The organism is Kitasatospora sp. NPDC002227 (genome assembly GCF_040296285.1).
Classification (GTDB): Bacteria; Actinomycetota; Actinomycetes; order Streptomycetales; family Streptomycetaceae; genus Kitasatospora.
The window spans coordinates 143232-161954 of the sequence record NZ_JBEOWY010000003.1; the positions used below are offsets into that span (position 1 = coordinate 143232).

Here is an 18723-nt window from a genome sequence, read left to right on the forward strand (position 1 = left end):
AGATCCGCATCAGCGTACGGCAGGCCCGGTGGGGGATCAGCGCACGGGGACGGTGAGCAGGAGGCGGCCCCCGGGGTCGAGGGTGCGGATCTCGAAGTGGTCGATCGCGGCCGTGGCCAGGGCGGTGCCGCCGGTGGTGTGCAGGGTGCTGTACGGGGTGGCGGGGAGGGACCAGGTGGTGACGGTCTGCGGGGTGCCCTGGGCGGAGACGGCGACCAGGTCGCAGCTGAGCGGTCCCTGGAGGGTGCCGAGGGAGAAGGCGAGGGTGACTTCGCTGCCCCACGGCCGGGGGCTGAGGCCGACGGTGGCGGAGGCCCCGGTGGCCTGGTCGGTGGCGGAGAACTGCTGGACGGCGACGGCGGCCGGCGGTGAGCCGGTCAGGGCCGCGGTGGCGACCGGGCCGGCGATCACCAGGGCGGCGGCGACGGCGACCAGGCTCAGCCGACGGCGACGGCTGCGGCGGCGGGCCTCCCGCACCGAGGCGACCAGCTTCGGCAGCAGCTCCGGGCCCGGCTCGGGGGTGAGCAGCGGCGGCCCGGCGGCGGCGAGCTCGCCCAGCAGCTCCGCGGTGGGTGCGAGCTCGTCCAGTTCGGCGGTGCAGTCGGGGCAGCCGGACAGGTGGCGCTCGAAGGCCGCCCGCTCGTCCGGGGTGAGCAGGTCGAGGAGGTAGGCGCCCAGGTCGGTGCGCTCGGCGTGCGGCTCGGTCACGATGTCACCCCTCGTTCCTCCAGAGCGAGCTTGAGGGCCCGCAGGGCGTAGAAGACCCGGGACCGGACAGTACCGGCCGGGATGCCGAGCCGGGCGGCGGCCTCGGCCGCGCTGCTCCCGCGCAGGTAGGTCTCGACCAGCACCTCGCGGTGGGCCTCGGTCAGGTCGTCCAGCGCCTCCGAGATGGTCATCAGCCGTAGCGCCCGGTCGAGTTCGTCGGCGGCCGGGAGCAACTCCAATGGCGCGTCGGAGACTTCGCGCGGCCTGGCCAGACTGCCCCGGTGGTCGTCGATCACGATCCGCCGGGCCACCGTGACCAGCCAGGGCCGCAACGACGGTGCCTCGGTGTCGAGTTGGTGGATGTGCCGCCAGGCCCGCAGCAGCGTCTCCTGCACCACGTCCTCGGCCCGCTGGCGGTCGCCCGCCACCAGGCGGGAGACGAAGCCGAGCAGCGGCCCCGCGTGCTCCCGGTAGAGCGCGCGCATCAGCTCCTCGTCCGGCCCTTCGCCGGCCGCCGGCCTGCCGAAGCGCTGATCGGTCACGGCGCCATCCTCGCGCACGCACACCTCCTGGTCGAGCGGTCGGGTCAGGGCCACGGCTCAGTAGCCGTAACCACCGGGGCTGCTCGGGCTGCTCGAGGCGGCAGCCGCCTTGCCTCCGCTCGGCGTCACCGCCCACCAGGTGCCGGCGACGCCCTGGCCCTTGGTGTCACCGGGCTTGGTGTCGGGGGCGTAGCGGTAGAGCGGCCAGCCGGCGAGGGTGAGCTGCTTGCTGCCGTCCGGCCTGGTCACGCTGCCGACCAGGCTCTGGTCCACGCCCTTGACCTGCCCGTTCGCCGTCACCGGGACAGGCGGCCAGATGCTCGCGCAGCCGCCGGTGCAGTGCGAGGCCGACGGGCTGGCAGTGTCCTCGTCGAAGCGGTACAGGGTGAACCCGGCGCTGTCGGTGACGACCGTCCCGAGGGTGCCGGAGGTGGCGGTCTGCAGCTCCACCGGGCCGGTGGTCGCCGGGGCCGAGGAGGCGGGCGGGGTCTGCGCCGGAGCTGAGGAGGCCGGCGGGGTCGGGCTCGGAGCCGAGGAGGCGGACGAACCGCCCGAGCTGCCGCAGCCCGTCACCAGCGCGGCGACGGCTGCCCCGGCGGCGACGGCCAGGCCGCCACGGCGGAGTACGGGGACGGAGGACATGGTGTCTCCCAGGAGTCGGTGATCGGGTGCCTCGCACCCTCACCCCTCGGTACGCACCGCGCTGCTCCGGTGTTCAACGACCGCCGGAATAGCCGGGCGGCCGCGCCGGTTGAGTGGGGCGTACCCGACATCCCGGAACATCCGGCCGACCGAGAGGGCAGGTAGCGCGCCATGAGCACCGTCGAGCTGACCGTGGAGAACTTCGACGAGATCGTCCCGGGCCCCGAGGGCTCGCAGTTCGTCTTCATCGACTTCTGGGCCGGGTGGTGCGGGCCGTGCATGCGCTTCGCCCCGGTCTACGAGAAGGCGGCGGAGAAGCACCAGGACTTGGTCTTCGCGAAGGTCGACACCGAGGCCCAGCAGGAGCTCGCGGCGGCCTTCGGCATCCAGTCGATCCCGACCCTGGCGATCATCCGCGAGGGCGTGCTGGTCTTCTCCCAGGCGGGCGCCCTGCCCGAGGCGGCCTTCGAGGACCTGATCGGCCAGGCCCGCGGGCTCGACATGGCCGAGGTGCACGCCAAGGTGAAGGCCGAGGCCGCCGCCCAGGGCTGACCTCGGCCTTCACCGGGCGCTCTCAGGCGCGGCCCGAGGCCTTCTGGGTGCGCCGCGCCAGCGAGTCGATCACCACGGCGGCGAGCAGCACCGCGCCGGTGATCATGAACTGGATGGCGTTGCTCAGGCCCTGGATGTTCATGCCCGACTGGATCGAGCCGATCACCAGGGCGCCGAGCAGCGCCGACCAGGTCGAGCCCCGCCCGCCGAAGAGGCTGGTGCCGCCGATGACGGCGGCGGCGATCGCGTTCATCAGCAGGTTGCCGCCGCCCGAGGTCTGGCTGGCGGACTGGATCTGCGCGGCCAGGAAGAGGCCGCCGATCGCCGCCATGGTGGAGCAGATCGCGAAGACCGACATCCGCACCCAGGGCACGTTGATACCGGCCCGGCGGGCGCCCTCGATGTTGCCGCCGAGCGCGAAGACCTTGCGCCCGTAGCCGGTGCGGCGCAGCACGAAGTCGAGCACCACCACGAAGACCAGGAAGACCAGCAGGGCCAGCGGCAGCCCCTTGTACTGGTTGAGGGTGTACGCAGCCAGGAAGGCGACCACCGCGAGCACCACCGTGCGCAGCACGATGTCGCTGACCGTCCGGTACGGCACCTTGGCCGCCTGGCGGCGGCGGGTGTCCACCAGGGCGGCGCAGAGGAAGAGCACCACGGCCGCGGCGGCCAGCCCGTAGGCGGCGATCTGCTGCCCGTAGATGGTGGAGTAGAGCCGCGAGACGATGTCGTCGCCGCTCAGGTTGACGGTGCCGGTGGCGCCGAGGACCTGCAGCATCAGGCCGTTCCAGCCCAGGTTGCCGGCCAGGGTGACCACGAAGGCCGGTACGCCGATCCGGGCGAAGAAGAAGCCGTGCACCAGGCCGACCACGGTGCCGCCGAGGATCGCGCAGATCAGCGCCACCCACTGGTTGACCCCGTGGGTCACGTCCATCACGGCGAAGATCGCCGCGCACAGGCCGCTGACCGAGCCGACCGAGAGGTCGATCTCGCCGAGCAGCAGGACGAAGACCACGCCGATCGCGATCAGCCCGGTGCCGACGATCTGCTGGGAGAGGTTGGAGAGGTTCTGGGCGGAGAGGAAGCTGCTGTTGAGGCTGCCGAAGACGGCCCAGATCACCACCAGGGCCACCACCACCGGCAGCGAGCCGAGCTCGCCGCTGGTGATCCGGCGGCGGAACTCCACCAGGTAGCCCTTCAGGCCCTCCTGGCGGACGATCAGCCGGGGGTCCACCGCCGGGGCGATCTCGGGGGCCACCGGCACCGGGGCGTTGACCCCGCCGGCCGGCATCGAGTCCTCGGGCAGGTGGCCCCTGGAGCGGCCGTCCTCGTACCGGCCCTCCTCGCGCGGGGTCTGGTCCTCGCTCACCGTTCGCCCTCCGCGCCGCGGGCCTTCCGGCGGGTCACGGCGTTGTCCGTGGCACCGGTGATGGCCGAGATGATCTCTTCCTGGGTGGTCGACCGGCGCTCGAAGACGCCGTTGTTGCGGCCGAGCCGCAGCACCGCGATGCGGTCGGCGACCGCCATCACGTCGGCCATGTTGTGGCTGATCAGGATCACCCCGAGGCCCTGGCCGCGCAGGCGCTCGACCAGGTCGAGCACCTGCGCGGTCTGCTCCACGCCGAGGGCGGCGGTCGGCTCGTCGAGGATGACCACCTTCGGCGAGCCGATCAGCGAGCGGGCGATCGCCACCACCTGGCGCTGGCCGCCGGAGAGCGAGGCGATCGGGATGCGCACGCTCGGGATCCTGATCGACAGGGTGTCCAGCAGGGTCCGCGAGCGCTGCTCCATCGCGACCTCGTCCAGGATGCCGAAGCGCTTGAGCTCCCGGCCGAGGAAGAGGTTGCCCACCACGTCGAGGTTGTCGCAGAGCGCGAGGTCCTGGTAGACCGTGGCCACTCCGAGGTGCTGGGCGTCCTGCGGGCGGTGGATGGAGACCGGGCGGCCCTCCCACTCGATCTCCCCGGCGTCCGGCTGGTTGACCCCGGCGACGGTCTTCACCAGGGTCGACTTCCCGGCGCCGTTGTCGCCCACCAGGGCGACCACCTCTCCGGCATGCACCTCCAGCTCGATGTCGGTCAGCGCCTGCACGGCGCCGAACCGTTTGGAGACCCCGCGCAGGGCCAGGACCGGGGCGGCTGCGGTCGACACCTCGTCAGCCCCGGGTCACTTCACGCCGGCCGCGGCGCAGGCGGCGGCGTATGCCGGGGTGCAGATCTGGGCGACCGTGTAGAGACCGTCCTTGACCACGGTGGTCATGATGTTGTCCTTGGTGAGCACGACCGGGGTGATCAGGTTGGCCTTCACCGTGGCGCCGCTGCCGTTCTTCGCGGTGGTCGGTGCGACCGAGGAGTCCAGCGCCGTACCGTTGCCGAGGTTGACCGCCATGGTCCCGGCCAGGTCCGCCTCCGGCTTGTACGGCTTGTAGATCGACATGGTCTGGGTGCCCGCCACGATCCGCTGGACACCGTCCAGCTGGGCGTCCTGGCCGGTCAGCGGCACGCTCAGGCCGGCTGCCTTGAGCGCGGTGGCGATACCGGCGGCCATCCCGTCGTTGGCCGAGTAGACGCCGACCACGTTCGGCCCGCCGATCGCGGTGATGGCGGCGGAGGCCTCCTGGTTGGCGGTGGGCGGGTCCCAGGCCGGGGTGTCGTACTCCTTGCCGATGGTCAGCTTGCCGTCGATCGCGCTGTGCGCGCCCGCCTTGAAGTCAGCGGCGTTCGGGTCGGTGGGCGAGCCGTTGATCATGAAGATCTTCCCGCTGCCGGCCTTGCTGCCGACCGCCGCCACCAGGGCCTGGCCCTGCAGCTCGCCGACCTTGCGGTTGTCGAAGGAGACGTACGCGTCGACCGGCCCCTGGGCCAGCCGGTCGTAGGCGAGCACCTTGACGCCCGCGTCGTGGGCCTTCTGCACCGAGGACTGGATCGCCTTCGAGTCCACCGCGTCCAGGATCAGGACCTTGTCGCCCTTGGTGAGCGCGGTGTCCACCTGGGTCTGCTGCAGGGTCGCGTCCTGGTTGGCGTTGAAGTAGTCGATGGTCGCGTTCGGGGCCAGGCTCTTGATCTTCGCCTCGATCAGCGGGCGGTCGAACTGCTCGTACCGGGTGGTCTTGGTCTCCGGCAGGAGCAGACCGATCTTCAGTGCGGCGCCTCCGCCGCTCGCGCCGCCGCTCGAACCGCCGGAGCCGCTCGACTGCTTGGCGCTGCCACAGGCGGCGGCGCCCAGGGCGAGCGCGGCGACGGTGATCGCCAGGGTGGTACGGCGCTGGGCCAGGTTCATCGGTCTGCCTCCGGAGTCGGGATAGCCCCCGGCTTCCGAGTCTGCGAACTCCGCCAGCCAGGCACCCGGCGGGCTGCGCCGAACGGGCCGGGGTTGGACCGTCCGGGGGAGACCGGAAACCCCGGGGCGCGGCTCGGCGGACGTCCGGTAGAGTCACGCCGTCTTCGAACGGTCGTGTTCGATCCAACCGGGAGGAGAATTCCCCGATGCGTACTGGCGTGGTGCTCGCGGTGGCCGGTGCGGTGCTCGGCGGCGCCGCGCTGACCGGCGGTCTGCTGCTGAGCGGCGACGGCGGCGGTCCGGTCGCCGCCGCGGCGCCCACCCAGGCGGCCACCCTGCGGGCCGGGGACCTCGCCCCCGGGGACTGCTTCACCGCCCTGGGCAAGGACAACGGCTACCGCGAAGTCCGCCGGGTGGACTGCTCGCTCCGGCACGACGGTGAGGTGTTCGCCCGGGTGCCGCTGAGCGTCTCCGACTTCCCCGAGCGCGAGCTGCCGCCGGTGGACGATCTGACGAGCACGGCGGAGACGGGGTGCGCGGACGCGTTCGACGAGTACGCGATCGACGGGCAGGCCGTGCCGCTCTCGGTGCAGGTCGACTACGCCTACCCGGACCAGCTGGCCTGGCACCGCCCGGCCGAGCGGGCGGCGGTCTGCCTGTTCACCGACTCCGAGGGGCCGCGCACCGGCTCGCTCCGGCAGGACCCGGCGCACCTGAACCCCGAGCAGCGGGCGTACCTGACGGCGGAGAACGGCGTCAACAAGGTGCTGCGGATGAAGCCCGAGGACGACGAACCGGCCGAGGGGCAGAAGCTCTGGAACGACCTGCTGCTCTCCTCCGTCGAGGGTACGAGCCAGCGGCTGGCCGCCTGCCAGTGGCCCCCGGCCGCCGCCCCGGCCGTCACCGCCCTGCGGGCCCAGCTCGACCAGGCGGCCGGCCACCTGCGCGCCTCCGGCACCGCCACCGGCTCGAAGGCCCGCAAGGCGGAGGCCGCGAAGGGCCTGAGCCTGGTCACCTCCGCACCGGTCACCGCCGTCCGCCGGGCCCTCGGCCTCACCATCGGCGACGGCCCGCACGGCGACGACCCGACCGACACCCCGCCGGACGCCCCGAGCGACACCCCGACCGGCTCGAGCGACACCTGATGGTTCCGGTACGGCGGGCCCTTGAGCGGCGGGCCCTTGAGCGGCCAGCCCAGGGGCGGCCCTAGCGCAGGGGTGTGAACTTTGGGGCGGGGCGCGCGGCAGGTTCGCGGGCGCGGGGCAGGTGTGTTCTATCCCTGTCCACATGAACCTCGGTATGACTCGTCGTCAGAGAATGGTCGCAGCCGCCGCCGTGCCGCTGCTCGCGCTCGGCCTGGCCGGCCCCGTCGGGGCGGCCACCGAGCCGCACCACCGGGTGGTCGTGCCCGGCACCCACCCCGCCTGGGCGCTGCCCTCGGCCGACCTCGGGCCGGTGCGCACCTCCGCCCCCGTCACCGTCCGGGTCTACCTGGCCGGGCGGGACGCGGCCGGCCTCGACTCCTTCGCCAGGGACGTCTCCGACCCGCACTCCGACCAATACCGGCACTACCTGACGCCCCAGCAGGTGCAGGAGCGCTTCGCCCCGAGCCCCGAGCAGACGGCGAAGGTCCGCACCTGGCTGGCCTCCAACGGGCTGACCGTCAGCGGCGGGACCGACCACTACCTGGTCGCCGAGGGCACCGTCGAGCAGGCCCAGCAGGCCTTCGACGTCCAGCTGCACTCCTACCGGCGCGGCGCGCACACCTACCAGGCCCCCGACGCCGAGGCCTCGGTGCCCGCCGACCTCGCCTCCTCCGTGCTCGCCGTCTACGGGCTCAACACCGCCCCGCACCAGGTGCACCACGGCGCCGGCGCCACCCACCAGCCCGCCAAGCCCCCGGCCCACAACCGCGCGGTGCCCGGCGACACCCTCCCCGGCCCGGCCCCGGCCTTCGTCAACTCCGGCCCGTTCTCCCCCTACTTCGGGGCCACCCCGGCCACCGGCACCCCGGCCGCGTACGGCAAGGTGCAGCCGTACGTCATCAAGGGCTACGACGGCGCCCAGCTGCGCTCGGCCTACGGCGCGGCGGCCACCGGGCTCACCGGCAAGGGCGTCACGGTCGCGGTGATCGACGCCTACGACTCCCCCACCCTGGACGCCGACGCCGCCCAGTACGCGGCCGCCCACGGCGACGCCCCCTACGCCCTGGGCCAGCTGCGCCACGACGACCCGGCCGAGTGGACCCACACCCAGGACCCGACCGACGCCGACCCGACCGGCTGCGGCGCCCAGGGCTGGTACGGCGAGCAGACCCTGGACGTGGAGGCCGTGCACGCGGTCGCGCCCGAGGCCGGCATCCAGTACGTGGGCGCCGCCTCCTGCCAGGACCCGGACATGATCGACGCACTGCGCCGGGTGGTGGACGGGCACCTGGCCGACATCGTCAGCAACTCCTGGGGCGAGGCCGAGGGCGGCAGCGACCCGGCGCTCGACCCGGTGTACGAGGAGATCTTCCGCTGCGGCGCCGCGCAGGGCATGGGCTTCTACTTCTCCAGCGGAGACGACGGCGACGACCTCGCCAGCACCGGCAAGAAGCAGACCGACATGCCGGCCTCGCTGGACTACGTCACCGCCGTCGGCGGCACCTCGCTGGGCCTGGACAAGAACGACAAGTACGTCTTCGAGACCGGCTGGGGCACCCTCAAGGCCCCGCTCTCGGTGGACCGCGCCAGCTGGGTCAACTTCCCCGGCCCGTTCACCAGCGGCGCCGGCGGCGGCACCAGCGCCCGGGTGAAGCAGCCCTGGTACCAGCGCAAGGTGGTGCCCAAGGCGCTCGCGCAGGCCAACGGCGGGCGCAACCGGGTGGTGCCGGACCTGGCGGCGGTGGCCGACCCGAACACCGGCTTCCTGGTCGGCCAGACCCAGGAGTTCCCGGACAAGTCGACCCGCTACAGCGAGTACCGGATCGGCGGCACCAGCCTGGCCGCCCCGGTGATCTCCGCGATCCAGGCGCTGGCCCAGCAGGCCGCGGGCGCTCCGCTCGGCTTCGCCAACCCGGCCATCTACGCCCGCTCCAACACCAGCGCCTTCCACGACGTCACCGACCACCCCTTCGGCCCGAACGTCGAACTGGCCGAAGTCCGCGTCGACTTCGCGAACGGCACCGACGACAAGGACGGCTTCCTGACCTCGCTGCGCTCGCTCGGCAAGGACTCCTCCCTGCACGCCGTCGCGGGCTACGACGACGTCACCGGGGTCGGCTCCCCGACGGCGGACTACCTGAAGTCGTACCTGCCGTAACGGCCTGACGTCCGACACACCGCGCGGAGGGCTGGCCGGGCGGCACCTGGCGACAGAGGATGGTGCCGCCCGGCCGGGCCCGCGTGGACGAGAGGCGAGAGCGATGAACCCCGAAACGTACGACGTCGTGGTGCTCGGCGGCGGTCCGACCGGGGAGAACCTGGCCGACCGGGCCAAGGCCGCCGGGCTGTCCACCGTGCTGGTGGAGAGCCAGCTGGTGGGCGGCGAGTGCTCGTACTGGGCCTGCATGCCGAGCAAGGCGCTGCTGCGCCCGATCGCCGCGCTGGCCCACGCGCGGGCCCTGCCCGGTGCCAAGCAGGCGGCCGGCGGGGAGCTGGACGTGGCGGCGGTGCTGGCCCGGCGGGACGAGTTCACCTCGCACTGGCACGACGACGGCCAGGTGGAGTGGCTGCGCTCCACCGGGATCGACCTGGTCCGCGGCCACGGCCGCCTCGCCGGGGAGAGGGCCGTCCAGGTGGACGACGGGCCGCTGCTGCGGGCCCGCCACGCCGTCGCCGTGTGCACCGGCAGCCGCCCGGCGCTGCCGCACGTGCCCGGCCTGGCAGAGGCACACCCGTGGACCAGCCGGGACGCCACCAGCTCCGCCGTGGTGCCGCCCCGCCTCGCGGTGGTCGGCGGCGGGGTGGTCGCGGCGGAGATGGCCGCGGCCTGGCGGGCGCTCGGCTCCGAGGTCACCCTGCTGGTCCGCGGCGGACGCCTGCTCGACCGGATGGAGGACTTCGCGGGCGAGCTGGTCGCCGAGGGGCTGGCAGAGGCGGGTGTCGACGTCCGCTTCGGCGTCTCCGTCACCGCACTGCACCGGGACGGCCCGGTGACCCTCACCCTCTCCGACGGCTCTCGGCTGACGGCGGACGAGGTGCTCTACGCCACCGGCCGGGCCCCGCGCACCGACGACATCGGCCTGGAGACGGTCGGTCTCACCCCCGGCTCCTGGCTGGCGGTGGACGAGAGCTGCACCGTCACCGGCGTACCCGGCGACTGGCTGTACGCGGCGGGCGACTGCAACCACCGCGCGCTGCTCACCCACCAGGGCAAGTACCAGGCGCGGATCGCGGGCGCGGCGATCGGCGCCCGCGCCCGGGGCGCGGAGCTGGACACCGCGCGCTGGGGCGCGCACGCCGCCTCGGCCGACCAGGCCGGCCCGCCGCAGGTGGTCTTCACCGAGCCCGAGGCCGCCGCCGTCGGCCTCGGCCTGGCCGAGGCCGAGCGGGCCGGCCTGCGGGTACGGGCCGTGGACCACGACCTCGGCCAGGTGGCCGGCGCCTCCCTCTACGGCGACTCCTACCGCGGCCGGGCCCGACTGGTGGTGGACCTGGACCGCGACGTACTGGTCGGCGCGACCTTCGTCGGCCCGGCCGTCGCCGAACTGCTCCACTCCGCCACCGTCGCCGTGGTCGGCGAGGTACCGATCGCCCGGCTGTGGCACGCCGTGCCCGCGTACCCGACCATCAGCGAGGTCTGGCTGCGCCTGCTGGAGACGCTGCGGGGGTGAGCCCGCGTGGTGGCGTGCGGCGGCGGGTGGGCCGGAGCAGACTGGCGGCGGAGGTTTTCCGGATCTGCAGAGGTGAGCGTCATGTCCGAAATCCTGCTGGCGGTCGGCACGCAGAAGGGCCTCTTCCTGGCCCGCAGCACCGACCGGGCCGAGTGGAAGCTGACCGGGCCGCACTTCCCGATGAACGCCGTGTATTCGGTGGGCATCGACCGGCGCGGCGAGCGCCCCCGGCTCCTGGTGGGGGCGGACAGCAGCCACTGGGGCCCGTCGGTCTGGCTCTCGGACGACCTCGGCGAGACCTGGGAGGAGCCGAGCCGCCCGGCCGTGCGCTTCCCCGAGCACACCGGCACCTCGCTCGAGCGGGTCTGGCAGCTCCACCCGGCCGGGCCGGAGGCCCCCGGGGTGGTGTACGCGGGCACCGAGCCCGCCGCGCTGTTCCGCTCCACCGACGGCGGGCGCACCTTCGAGCTCGACGAGGCACTCTGGGGCCACCCGCAGCGGGCCGAGTGGGGGGCCGGCTTCGGCGGCCAGGGCCTGCACACGATCATCACCGACCGGCGCGACGCGGGCGCCGTGACGGTGGCCGTCTCCACCGGCGGGGTCTACCGCACGGCCGACGGCGGCGGCAGCTGGCACCCGGCGAACCACGGCATCAAGGCGAGCTTCCTGCCGGGCGAGGACCCCGAGTTCGGGCAGTGCGTGCACAAGGTGGCCGTGGACGCGGCCGATCCGGACCGGCTCTACCTGCAGAACCACGGCGGGGTCTACCGCAGCGACGACGGCGGCGAGCACTGGCAGGACATCGGCGCCGACCTGCCCGCCACCTTCGGCTTCGGCCTGGCCGCCCACCCGCACCAGGGCGGCACCGCCTACCTCTTCCCGCTCGACGCCGACTACGCCCGGCTGCCGGTCGACCGCCGCTGCCGCATCTTCCGCACCCGCGACGCCGGAGCCACCTGGCAGCCGCTCGCCGCCGGCCTGCCCGACGAGGACCACTACGGCGTGGTGCTGCGCGACGCCCTGTGCACCGACGACGCCACCCCCGCCGGGGTCTACTTCGGCAACCGCAACGGCGAGGTCTACGGCAGCCGGGACGACGGCGAGAGCTGGGCCCTGATCACCTCCCACCTGCCGGACGTGCTCTGCGTCCGCGCCGCCGCCCTCGACTGACCCCCTCCGCCAGGAAGTGACCCGCCCCATGGCCATGAGCATCCGCAACCAGCTGCCCGGCACCGTCGCCGCCGTGACCCTCGGCGAGGTGATGGCCACGGTCAAGGTCCGGCTCGCCCACGGCGGCGAACTCACCGCCGCCGTCACGGTGGAGGGGGTCAAGGACCTCGGCCTCCAGCCCGGCACCCCCGTCCGCGCCCTGGTGAAGTCCACCGAAGTCGCCCTCGCCACCGGCCCGGTCGCCGGCCTGAGCATCCGCAACCAACTGCCCGGCACCGTCACCGAGGTGGTCACCGGCGGCGCGATGGCCGGAGTCAAGGTCGCGGTGGACGACGGCGAACTCACCGCCGCCATCACCGCCGACGCCGCCACCGACCTCGGCCTGGCGGCCGGCACCCCGGTCCTGGCCCTGATCAAATCGACGGAGATCTCCCTGGCAGTCTGACGCCCGCACCGACCGACGAGCCCACCGAAGGCAGGACAGCCACCCCGGCCGCGGGCGGCACCGCGCCGAGCGCGGGCGGGCCTGCGCCGAGCGCGGGCGGGGCTGTGCGGAGACGGCGGTACTCGCGGCGTGTGCCCGGGCCTTCGTCTCGCTCAGTCGCAGTCCTCCGCAGCCGCGAGGCGGACGCTGGTCACCCCGCTGACGTGGCGGGCACCGCAGACGTCGGCCGGGACGACCAGTTGCGGACCGTCCTGGTCCAGCGGGCGGCCGTCGATCGCGGTGGCCAGCAGGATCTGCTGGGCACCGAACTCCGGGTCGAACTCGGCCCAGGAGACCACCGCGAGGTGCCCGTCGGCCCCGGTGACCACCACCAGGTGGCGCAGCCGCTGCTTGCGGCCCGCCAGGTCGACCAGCGGCCGCGCCGACCGCAGCACGTCCCAGAGCAGCGGCCCTTCGAAGACGTGGTGCTGGGGGCCGCTGCTCAGACAGTCGAAGCTCGCGTCGACCCGGCGAGCGGGCAGCTCCCGCAGGTGCGCCACCGTCAGCTCGAGGGGTTCGGCCAGCCGGCCGTGCAGCAGCACGGCCGGGGAGACGACGGTTCTGCTCATACGCGGGGCACCCCTTCCGGGCCGGCGCCGCGCGCAGCCCGGGTGCTGGTACCCGCCCGCAGGGCACGCCACTCGCAGCTGCGCGCCGTTCTGCGATTTTCACCAGCAGATGCGGCAGAGAACCGTCTCCGCTTGTCGCATCAGCCAGTAGGCGGGCGCCGCAGCCGGGCACTCACCGCACCGAGGCTCTCGGCCAGCCCGGTCAGCTGCTCACGGCTCAGCACGTCGATCAGCACCTCCCGGACGGCCGCGACGTGCCCGGGCGCCGCCGCCCGCAGGGCCTCGCGGCCCTCGGGCGTGAGCTCGGCGAAGACACCCCGGACGTCGCTCGCGCAGGAGCGCCGCCGTACCAGGCCCGCCTTCTCCAGCTGGGTGATCTGGTAGGTCAGGCCGCTCTTGGAGGTGACCAGGCGGTCGGCCAGGTCGGTCATCCGCAGCGAGCCGTCGGGGGCGGCGGACAGGTGCACCAGCACCTCGTACTGGGTGTGCGAGAGCCCGGCGTCCTCCTTGAGCTGCTGCTCCAGGCGCCGGTTGATCAGGTTGCTGGCGGCCACGAAGCCTCGCCAGGCGGCCATCTCGTCCTCGTCCAGCCAGCGCGGTGCGTCCATGGGTCTATCGTACCCATTTGTTCAAATTCGAACTCAGGCGTATCGTCGAATCAACAAGATTCAAATTTGAACCAAGCTGGGAGCTCGGCCGACACGCGCGAAGGCGGCCCGGAGCGCCCCGGGCCGCCCTCAAGGACGGGTGGTTCAGCCGCTCATGGCATCGCCGCCGACAGCGGCGGCGTCCGGGCCGCCGCCCATGGCGTCGCCACCGACGGCGAAGGCGGCGCCGCACATCGACTCGGCGTCACCGCCGACGGCGGCCGCCCAGCCGTCGCCGTTCGAGGTCGCGTCGCCGCCGACCGCGGCCGCGTTGCCCATTTCCGCGAGGGCGTCGCCGCCCACCGCGGCCGCGTCACCGGACTGGGACGTGGCGTCGCCGCCGACGGCGTAGGCCCCGTGCGGCCAGCAGTTGCCGTGAGCCGAGGCCACACCGGCACCGGCGAAGACCGCGAAACCGGTCAGAGCGGCCGCAGCCGTGATCTTGGCGATGGTCGTACGCATGAGTCCTCCTGGTTGGTACACGACGGAGGGAGCTTCGGCACGACCCGGCCCGAGCCTTAGCCCCTGGCGCCGGAATCACCCGCCCGGAGCAGGAAGATCACCACCTGGGCGCACAGTTGACGACTCGTCAATTCGCACACCAGAATCGCTCACCCTCGGGGGTGATTGTCCGCACGGAGATCGTGACGTTCCCCTCGCCCGTCCGGGACTGGTGGCCGGGCGGCGGACCCGGCACAGTGGCGCCATGCAGACTCCCCTGACCCTCATGGACTTCCTCGACCGGGCCGAACTGGTCTACGGAGACCGAATCGGTGTGATCGACGAGCCGCTCCAGCCCGCCGCCTCCTGGGGCGAACTGACCTACCGGCAGCTGGCCGCCCGGGCCAGGGCCCAGGCCGCCGGTCTCGACCGGCTCGGGGTCGGCGCGGGCGAGCGGGTCGCCATCGTCTCGCACAACTCCGCCCGGCTGCTCACCGCGCTGTACGGGGTCAGCGGCCACGGCCGCGTCCTGGTGCCGATCAACTTCCGCCTCAAGGCGGAGGAGGTCGCGTACATCGTCGAGCAGTCCGGCGCCTCGGTGCTGCTGGTCGACCCGGAGCTCGAGGAGGCGCTGGCCGGGGTGCCGGCCCGGCACCGCTTCGTGCTCGGCTCCGAGAGCGACGCCGAGCTGTACGACTTCGAGCACGAGCCCGTCCGCTACGAGATCGCCGAGGACGACACCGCGACGATCAACTACACCAGCGGAACCACCGCGCGCCCCAAGGGAGTCCAGCTCACCCACCGCAACCTGTGGCTCAACGCGGTGCTGATGGGCCTGCACTTCGGTGCCAACGACCGCGATGTGTACCTGCACACCCTGCCGATGTTCCACGCCAACGGCTGGGGCATGCCCTTCGCGCTCACCGGGCTCGGCGCCCAGCACGTGGTGCTGCGCAAGGTGGACGGCGCGGAGATCCTGCGCCGGGTCGAGCAGCACGGCGTGACCTTCCTGTGCGGGGCGCCCGCCGTGGTCGCGTCGGTGCTCGACGCGGCCGCCGACTGGGACGGGCCGGTGCCCGGGCGGGACAAGGTCCGCATGATCGTCGCGGGCGCGCCGCCGCCCACCGCGCTGGTGCAGCGGATGGAGGCCGAACTCGGCTGGGAGTTCATGCAGATCTACGGCCTGACCGAGACCTCCCCGATCGCCACCGTCAACCGCACCCGCGCCGAGTGGGACGAACTGCCGGACGGCGAGCGGGCCGAGCGGCTGGTGCGGGCCGGCTACCCGGCGCTGGGCAGCCAGGTGCGGGTGGACGGGCAGGGCGAGGTGCTGATCCGCTCCAACACCGTGCTCGAGGGCTACTGGGAGCGGCCCGACGAGAGCGCGGCGGCGCTGAAGGACGGCTGGTTCCACACCGGCGACGGCGGCACCATGGACACCGACGGGGCACTGACCATCTCGGACCGCAAGAAGGACGTCATCATCACCGGCGGGGAGAACGTCTCCTCGATCGAGGTGGAGGACTGCCTCTACAGCCACCCGGCGGTGGCCGAGGTCGCCGTGATCGGCGTGCCGGACGCCAAGTGGGGCGAGACGATCAAGGCGTTGGTGGTGCTCAAGGACGGCCAGCAGGCCGACGAGGCCGCCCTGATCGCGCACTGCAAGGTGCGGCTGGCGGGCTACAAGGCGCCCACCTCGGTGGAGTTCCGCGAGGCGCTGGCCCGCACCACCACCGGCAAGCTGCAGAAGTTCCGCCTGCGCGAGCCGTACTGGGCCGGGCACACCCGCGGCGTCAACTGACCGCTCCCCCGGGCGGGGTGCGTTCCCCGCACCCCGCCCGGGGGGCTACCCTTCGGTAACCCCGTCGACGGAAGGCTGTTCGGATGACCGACCTGAGCACGTTGCTGGACGACCTGCGGGCCGAGAGCGCCGAGTTGGACGGCCTGGTGGCCGGTCTGGACGCGGCCGGCCTGGCCACCCCCACCCCGGCCCCCGGCTGGACGATCGCCCACCAACTCGCGCACCTGGCCTGGACGGACCGGTGGGCGCTGCTCGCGGCGCGCGACGCCGAGGGCTTCCAGGAGGCCGCCGCCGGCGCCTTCGAGGGCGGCGAGGACTTGGTGGAGGCCGGGGCCGCCGAGGGGGTCGGCCAGTCCCCCGAAGAGCTGCTCGGCCGCTGGCGGGCCGGGCGCACGGAGCTGGCCGAGGAGCTGACCAAGGCCGGGGCCACCGGGCAGCGACTGCCCTGGTTCGGCCCGCCGATGAAGGCCGGCACCATGGCGACGGCCCGGCTGATGGAGACCTGGGCGCACGGGCAGGACGTCGCGGACGCGCTCGGCGTCGAGCGCGTGCCGACCGCGCGGCTGCGCAATGTCGCCCATCTCGGCGTCCGCACCATGGAGTTCGCCTTCGCCCTGCACGGGCTGCCCGCCCCGGCCGACCCCGTCCGGATCGAACTCACCGCCCCCGACGGCACGCTGTGGGCCTGGGGCCCGGCGGAGGCCGCCGACCGCCTGACCGGCCCGGCCCTCGACTTCTGCCTCCTGGCCACCCAGCGCCGCAACGCCGCCACCCTCGCCCTCCACGCCGAGGGCCCCACCGCCACCGCCTGGCTCCCCATCGCCCAGGCCTTCGCCGGCCCGCCGGGAGCCGGGCGCTGAACCACCGGTCGCGGCGCGGATACGATCCGGGGCATGCGTGAGTTCTTCACAGTCGATGACCGGCGGTTGTCGTATCTGGACTTCGGCGGTCCGGGTACTCCCCTGCTCGCCTTGCACGGGCACTACAACGAAGCGTCAGCTTTCGGCCCCCTGGCCGAGGCGGTGGCTCCGCGGTGGCGGGTGATCGCGCTGGACCAGCGCGGGCACGGCGAGTCGGACCGGGCCGGGAGCTACGGACGCGACGACTACGTCGCGGACATCGCTGCCTTCCACCAGCACCTGGGCATCGGCCCGGTGGCGGTGCTGGGCCACTCGCTGGGCGGGGTGAACGCCTACCAGTACGCCGCCCGGCATTCGGCGCGGGTGACCGCGTTGATCGTCGAGGACATCGGGGCCGTGGTGGACGTCGACAGCGCGTTCGCCGAGCGGCTCCCCTCCCGGGCGCCGTCACGCCAGGCACTGGCAGCCGGAATCGGCCCGGCGGCCGAGTACCTGGCGTGTTCGTTCCGCCGGTCGCCGGACGGCTGGGGGTTCTCGTTCGACCTCGGCGACACGGTGGCATCCCAGCAGGCCCTCAACGGGGATCACTGGGGCGACTGGACGGCGGTCACCTGCCCCGCCTTGCTGGTCCGCGGCACCCACAGCGATGTGCTGACGGCCGGCCACGCCCACGAGATGACCGCCCGTCGCGACGGCGGGGCCCGGCTGGTCGAACTGGAGGCCGGCCACGTGGTCCACCACGACGCTCCGGCCCGGTTCGCCGCTGCCGTCACCGACTTCCTCTCCGAGGTCGGCTGAGCCCGCTCGGTGGCGAGCCCCGAGTCGGCGTCTTTCGGCCTCAGTCACCCGGGAGTTCGGCCAGCAGGGCCGGGTTCACCCGGCGCAGGACGGTCTCGAGCTGCGTGCGGTCGGCGGCGGGCCAGAGCACCCGGCGGGCGGCCGCGTACTTCGCGGCGAGGCGTTCACGCTGCTCGGGCGGGAGCGCCGCGGCCCGCTCCGCGAGGGAGTTGTGGGCGTTGTCGGCGATCTTGACCAACCGGGCGAGGGGGTGGGCCGCGACGGTGCGGACCATCTCCTCGTACGGCACGCCCGGCCGGTTGGTGACGGCCAGGACGGTCTCCACCACCACCGCCGGCACCCCCGCCCCGAGCAACCGCTCGGCCGTCCAGTCGGTGTCCTCGATGACGTCGTGCAGCAGCCCGGCCATCTCCAACTCGGCCCCCAGCGGCGCGAGCCCGGCCGCGACGGCCCGCACGTGCGCGACGTAGGGCACACCGACCTTGTCGTACTGGCCCGCATGGGCCGAGGCCGCCAGTGCGTCGACCTCGGCCAGGGAGAGTGCTGTCATGCCTCGCAGACTAGTGCTGTGACCGCGAAGGTTCACCGGGTCTCGGTCGGCAGCTACGACACTCCCGGGTTGCGGTCGGCTGCCGCGCACGGCGGACCGCCACCCGGGCAACGGTTTCAGCGCGTGTGGCGGCCGCTCCGGCGGCGGCCGGCGAACACCAGGCCAGCACCGGCCAGTACGGTCGCCGCACCACCCAGCGCCAGCAGGCCCGAGGACCAACCCCCGCCGGTGCTGGCCGGCATCCGTACGGTGACCGCGGACACTGCCGGGCCGGTGCCGGGCTGCCCCTTGCCGAGCGGATAGTTCGGCTCTTCGGACATCCAGACGTGCGGGAACTCAGTGTCCGCCTGGGCCACCACCTTGAGCCGCACCGGCAGACTGAGCCGCTGGACCTCACTTGGACCGCCGGACACCTCGATCGGTTGTACGGCCGGACGGAGAAGCTCTCCGCCCGCTCAGACCGTCGCGCTCAGGCCGTCGCGCTCAGGCCGCCGCGCCCCAGGACCTGGCGGTCAGGCTTCGTCGAACGGTTCGTCACTCCACCTGAACCAAGCGCGGCCGTCACCGATGTGCAGGAGGAACTCCGCGACCGGGCCGGCCGGGGCCACCAGTGACAAGGCGCTCGCGATCCGGTCATAGGCGTCGTCGAATCGCTCGTACTCCTCCGCTTCCAGCAGCGCCAGCGACTCGTCGAACCATGGCTTCACCTCTGCGAACTCCGGCGCTGGAACGAAGCGCCCGTTCAGCCACGGAAAGTCGGCCTCGTCGATCACGATCTCGCCAAGCTGCTTCTCCTGCCGCATCAGTCGCCAGACTTCGCCCTCGAAACCCATCCCGCCGGCTCTCCGATCCATCTCCTGGTAT

21 protein-coding genes are annotated in these 18723 nt (G+C 73.3%); 9 read left to right on the plus strand and 12 right to left on the minus strand.

Annotation, left to right across the window (positions count from 1 at the left end; all coding sequences use genetic code 11):
* Positions 1 to 36 precede the first annotated feature (36 nt).
* From ABT095_RS04280 to ABT095_RS04290, 3 genes are read right to left on the minus strand one after another with little or no spacing between them, the layout of a single operon-like run.
* Positions 37 to 708 (minus strand): anti-sigma factor family protein, encoded by a 672-nt coding sequence (locus tag ABT095_RS04280; protein ID WP_350527732.1) that lies wholly within the window; start codon positions 706 to 708, stop codon positions 37 to 39.
* Positions 705 to 1268, minus strand: coding sequence for a sigma-70 family RNA polymerase sigma factor (locus ABT095_RS04285; RefSeq protein WP_502884812.1), 564 nt, complete (start codon positions 1266 to 1268; stop codon positions 705 to 707). The genes ABT095_RS04280 and ABT095_RS04285 overlap by 4 nt, the downstream gene beginning before the upstream one ends.
* Before the next feature lie 39 nt (positions 1269 to 1307).
* A complete protein-coding gene (locus tag ABT095_RS04290; RefSeq protein ID WP_350527734.1) occupies positions 1308 to 1892 on the minus strand; it encodes a hypothetical protein in 585 nt (194 codons plus the stop codon).
* A 171-nt stretch (positions 1893 to 2063) separates the two neighbouring features.
* Here ABT095_RS04290 and ABT095_RS04295 point away from each other — a divergent pair, with 171 nt between their 5' ends.
* On the plus strand, positions 2064 to 2444 hold the full coding sequence (locus ABT095_RS04295) for a thioredoxin family protein (protein WP_350527735.1): 381 nt from the start codon (positions 2064 to 2066) through the stop codon (positions 2442 to 2444).
* Positions 2445 to 2466: 22 nt separating this feature from the next.
* Here ABT095_RS04295 and ABT095_RS04300 read toward each other — a convergent pair whose 3' ends face one another.
* The 3 genes from ABT095_RS04300 to ABT095_RS04310 all read right to left on the minus strand — a co-directional run bounded on the left by ABT095_RS04300 (position 2467) and on the right by ABT095_RS04310 (position 5723).
* Positions 2467 to 3735, minus strand: a complete 1269-nt coding sequence (locus ABT095_RS04300; RefSeq protein WP_350527862.1) for a sugar ABC transporter permease — start codon at positions 3733 to 3735, stop codon at positions 2467 to 2469.
* Between the two features lie 74 nt (positions 3736 to 3809).
* A complete protein-coding gene (locus tag ABT095_RS04305; protein WP_350527736.1) occupies positions 3810 to 4595 on the minus strand; it encodes an ATP-binding cassette domain-containing protein in 786 nt (261 codons plus the stop codon).
* Between the two features lie 15 nt (positions 4596 to 4610).
* A complete protein-coding gene (locus tag ABT095_RS04310) occupies positions 4611 to 5723 on the minus strand; it encodes a sugar ABC transporter substrate-binding protein (protein ID WP_350527737.1) in 1113 nt (370 codons plus the stop codon).
* A gap of 206 nt (positions 5724 to 5929) precedes the next feature.
* Between ABT095_RS04310 and ABT095_RS04315 the strand changes: the two genes are divergently transcribed.
* From ABT095_RS04315 to ABT095_RS04335, 5 genes are all read left to right on the plus strand, one after another.
* Positions 5930 to 6868, plus strand: coding sequence for a septum formation family protein (locus ABT095_RS04315; protein ID WP_350527738.1), 939 nt, complete (start codon positions 5930 to 5932; stop codon positions 6866 to 6868).
* A 154-nt stretch (positions 6869 to 7022) separates the two neighbouring features.
* Positions 7023 to 9026: a S53 family peptidase gene (locus ABT095_RS04320; RefSeq protein WP_350527739.1), complete on the plus strand. Its 2004-nt coding sequence runs from the start codon at positions 7023 to 7025 to the stop codon at positions 9024 to 9026.
* A gap of 103 nt (positions 9027 to 9129) precedes the next feature.
* Positions 9130 to 10539, plus strand: coding sequence for a dihydrolipoyl dehydrogenase family protein (locus tag ABT095_RS04325; RefSeq protein WP_350527740.1), 1410 nt, complete (start codon positions 9130 to 9132; stop codon positions 10537 to 10539).
* An 81-nt stretch (positions 10540 to 10620) separates the two neighbouring features.
* Positions 10621 to 11709 carry a WD40/YVTN/BNR-like repeat-containing protein gene (locus tag ABT095_RS04330; RefSeq protein WP_350527741.1) on the plus strand — a complete coding sequence of 363 codons (1089 nt, stop codon included), beginning with the start codon at positions 10621 to 10623 and terminating at the stop codon, positions 11707 to 11709.
* A 28-nt stretch (positions 11710 to 11737) separates the two neighbouring features.
* Positions 11738 to 12154 (plus strand): TOBE domain-containing protein, encoded by a 417-nt coding sequence (locus ABT095_RS04335; protein ID WP_350527742.1) that lies wholly within the window; start codon positions 11738 to 11740, stop codon positions 12152 to 12154.
* Between the two features lie 152 nt (positions 12155 to 12306).
* On the opposite strand, the gene ABT095_RS04340 is transcribed toward ABT095_RS04335, so the two are convergent.
* The 3 genes from ABT095_RS04340 to ABT095_RS04350 form a co-directional block, all read right to left on the minus strand.
* Positions 12307 to 12762 carry a molybdopterin-dependent oxidoreductase gene (locus ABT095_RS04340; RefSeq protein WP_350527743.1) on the minus strand — a complete coding sequence of 152 codons (456 nt, stop codon included), beginning with the start codon at positions 12760 to 12762 and terminating at the stop codon, positions 12307 to 12309.
* Between the two features lie 140 nt (positions 12763 to 12902).
* Positions 12903 to 13370 carry a MarR family winged helix-turn-helix transcriptional regulator gene (locus ABT095_RS04345; RefSeq protein WP_350527744.1) on the minus strand — a complete coding sequence of 156 codons (468 nt, stop codon included), beginning with the start codon at positions 13368 to 13370 and terminating at the stop codon, positions 12903 to 12905.
* Between the two features lie 144 nt (positions 13371 to 13514).
* Complete coding sequence (locus tag ABT095_RS04350; protein ID WP_350527745.1) at positions 13515 to 13871, minus strand: hypothetical protein; 357 nt, start codon at positions 13869 to 13871, stop codon at positions 13515 to 13517.
* Positions 13872 to 14115: 244 nt separating this feature from the next.
* Here ABT095_RS04350 and ABT095_RS04355 point away from each other — a divergent pair, with 244 nt between their 5' ends.
* The 3 genes from ABT095_RS04355 to ABT095_RS04365 all read left to right on the plus strand — a co-directional run bounded on the left by ABT095_RS04355 (position 14116) and on the right by ABT095_RS04365 (position 17309).
* Positions 14116 to 15651 (plus strand): AMP-binding protein, encoded by a 1536-nt coding sequence (locus tag ABT095_RS04355; RefSeq protein WP_350527746.1) that lies wholly within the window; start codon positions 14116 to 14118, stop codon positions 15649 to 15651.
* 83 nt (positions 15652 to 15734) lie between these two features.
* Positions 15735 to 16511 carry a TIGR03084 family metal-binding protein gene (locus ABT095_RS04360; protein WP_350527747.1) on the plus strand — a complete coding sequence of 259 codons (777 nt, stop codon included), beginning with the start codon at positions 15735 to 15737 and terminating at the stop codon, positions 16509 to 16511.
* A 33-nt stretch (positions 16512 to 16544) separates the two neighbouring features.
* Positions 16545 to 17309, plus strand: a complete 765-nt coding sequence (locus ABT095_RS04365) for an alpha/beta fold hydrolase (protein ID WP_350527748.1) — start codon at positions 16545 to 16547, stop codon at positions 17307 to 17309.
* A 40-nt stretch (positions 17310 to 17349) separates the two neighbouring features.
* On the opposite strand, the gene ABT095_RS04370 is transcribed toward ABT095_RS04365, so the two are convergent.
* The 3 genes from ABT095_RS04370 to ABT095_RS04380 all read right to left on the minus strand — a co-directional run bounded on the left by ABT095_RS04370 (position 17350) and on the right by ABT095_RS04380 (position 18692).
* On the minus strand, positions 17350 to 17859 hold the full coding sequence (locus ABT095_RS04370) for an HD domain-containing protein (RefSeq protein WP_350527749.1): 510 nt from the start codon (positions 17857 to 17859) through the stop codon (positions 17350 to 17352).
* Positions 17860 to 17975: 116 nt separating this feature from the next.
* Positions 17976 to 18230: a hypothetical protein gene (locus tag ABT095_RS04375; RefSeq protein WP_350527750.1), complete on the minus strand. Its 255-nt coding sequence runs from the start codon at positions 18228 to 18230 to the stop codon at positions 17976 to 17978.
* A gap of 141 nt (positions 18231 to 18371) precedes the next feature.
* Positions 18372 to 18692 (minus strand): hypothetical protein, encoded by a 321-nt coding sequence (locus ABT095_RS04380; protein WP_350527751.1) that lies wholly within the window; start codon positions 18690 to 18692, stop codon positions 18372 to 18374.
* Positions 18693 to 18723: the final 31 nt, after the last annotated feature.

What these genes read in the sequence shown, in the direction of transcription:
- ABT095_RS04290 (WP_350527734.1), bottom strand. Translation starts at nt 1,892, where the DNA reads ATGTCCTCCGTCCCCGTACTCCGCCGTGGCGGCCTGGCCGTCGCCGCC.
- ABT095_RS04295 (WP_350527735.1), top strand. Translation starts at nt 2,064, where the DNA reads ATGAGCACCGTCGAGCTGACCGTGGAGAACTTCGACGAGATCGTCCCG.
- ABT095_RS04300 (WP_350527862.1), bottom strand. Translation starts at nt 3,735, where the DNA reads ATGCCGGCCGGCGGGGTCAACGCCCCGGTGCCGGTGGCCCCCGAGATC.
- ABT095_RS04310 (WP_350527737.1), bottom strand. Translation starts at nt 5,723, where the DNA reads ATGAACCTGGCCCAGCGCCGTACCACCCTGGCGATCACCGTCGCCGCG.
- ABT095_RS04315 (WP_350527738.1), top strand. Translation starts at nt 5,930, where the DNA reads ATGCGTACTGGCGTGGTGCTCGCGGTGGCCGGTGCGGTGCTCGGCGGC.
- ABT095_RS04320 (WP_350527739.1), top strand. Translation starts at nt 7,023, where the DNA reads ATGACTCGTCGTCAGAGAATGGTCGCAGCCGCCGCCGTGCCGCTGCTC.
- ABT095_RS04325 (WP_350527740.1), top strand. Translation starts at nt 9,130, where the DNA reads ATGAACCCCGAAACGTACGACGTCGTGGTGCTCGGCGGCGGTCCGACC.
- ABT095_RS04330 (WP_350527741.1), top strand. Translation starts at nt 10,621, where the DNA reads ATGTCCGAAATCCTGCTGGCGGTCGGCACGCAGAAGGGCCTCTTCCTG.
- ABT095_RS04335 (WP_350527742.1), top strand. Translation starts at nt 11,738, where the DNA reads ATGGCCATGAGCATCCGCAACCAGCTGCCCGGCACCGTCGCCGCCGTG.
- ABT095_RS04340 (WP_350527743.1), bottom strand. Translation starts at nt 12,762, where the DNA reads ATGAGCAGAACCGTCGTCTCCCCGGCCGTGCTGCTGCACGGCCGGCTG.
- ABT095_RS04345 (WP_350527744.1), bottom strand. Translation starts at nt 13,370, where the DNA reads ATGGACGCACCGCGCTGGCTGGACGAGGACGAGATGGCCGCCTGGCGA.
- ABT095_RS04350 (WP_350527745.1), bottom strand. Translation starts at nt 13,871, where the DNA reads ATGCGTACGACCATCGCCAAGATCACGGCTGCGGCCGCTCTGACCGGT.
- ABT095_RS04355 (WP_350527746.1), top strand. Translation starts at nt 14,116, where the DNA reads ATGCAGACTCCCCTGACCCTCATGGACTTCCTCGACCGGGCCGAACTG.
- ABT095_RS04360 (WP_350527747.1), top strand. Translation starts at nt 15,735, where the DNA reads ATGACCGACCTGAGCACGTTGCTGGACGACCTGCGGGCCGAGAGCGCC.
- ABT095_RS04365 (WP_350527748.1), top strand. Translation starts at nt 16,545, where the DNA reads ATGCGTGAGTTCTTCACAGTCGATGACCGGCGGTTGTCGTATCTGGAC.
- ABT095_RS04370 (WP_350527749.1), bottom strand. Translation starts at nt 17,859, where the DNA reads ATGACAGCACTCTCCCTGGCCGAGGTCGACGCACTGGCGGCCTCGGCC.
- ABT095_RS04380 (WP_350527751.1), bottom strand. Translation starts at nt 18,692, where the DNA reads ATGGGTTTCGAGGGCGAAGTCTGGCGACTGATGCGGCAGGAGAAGCAG.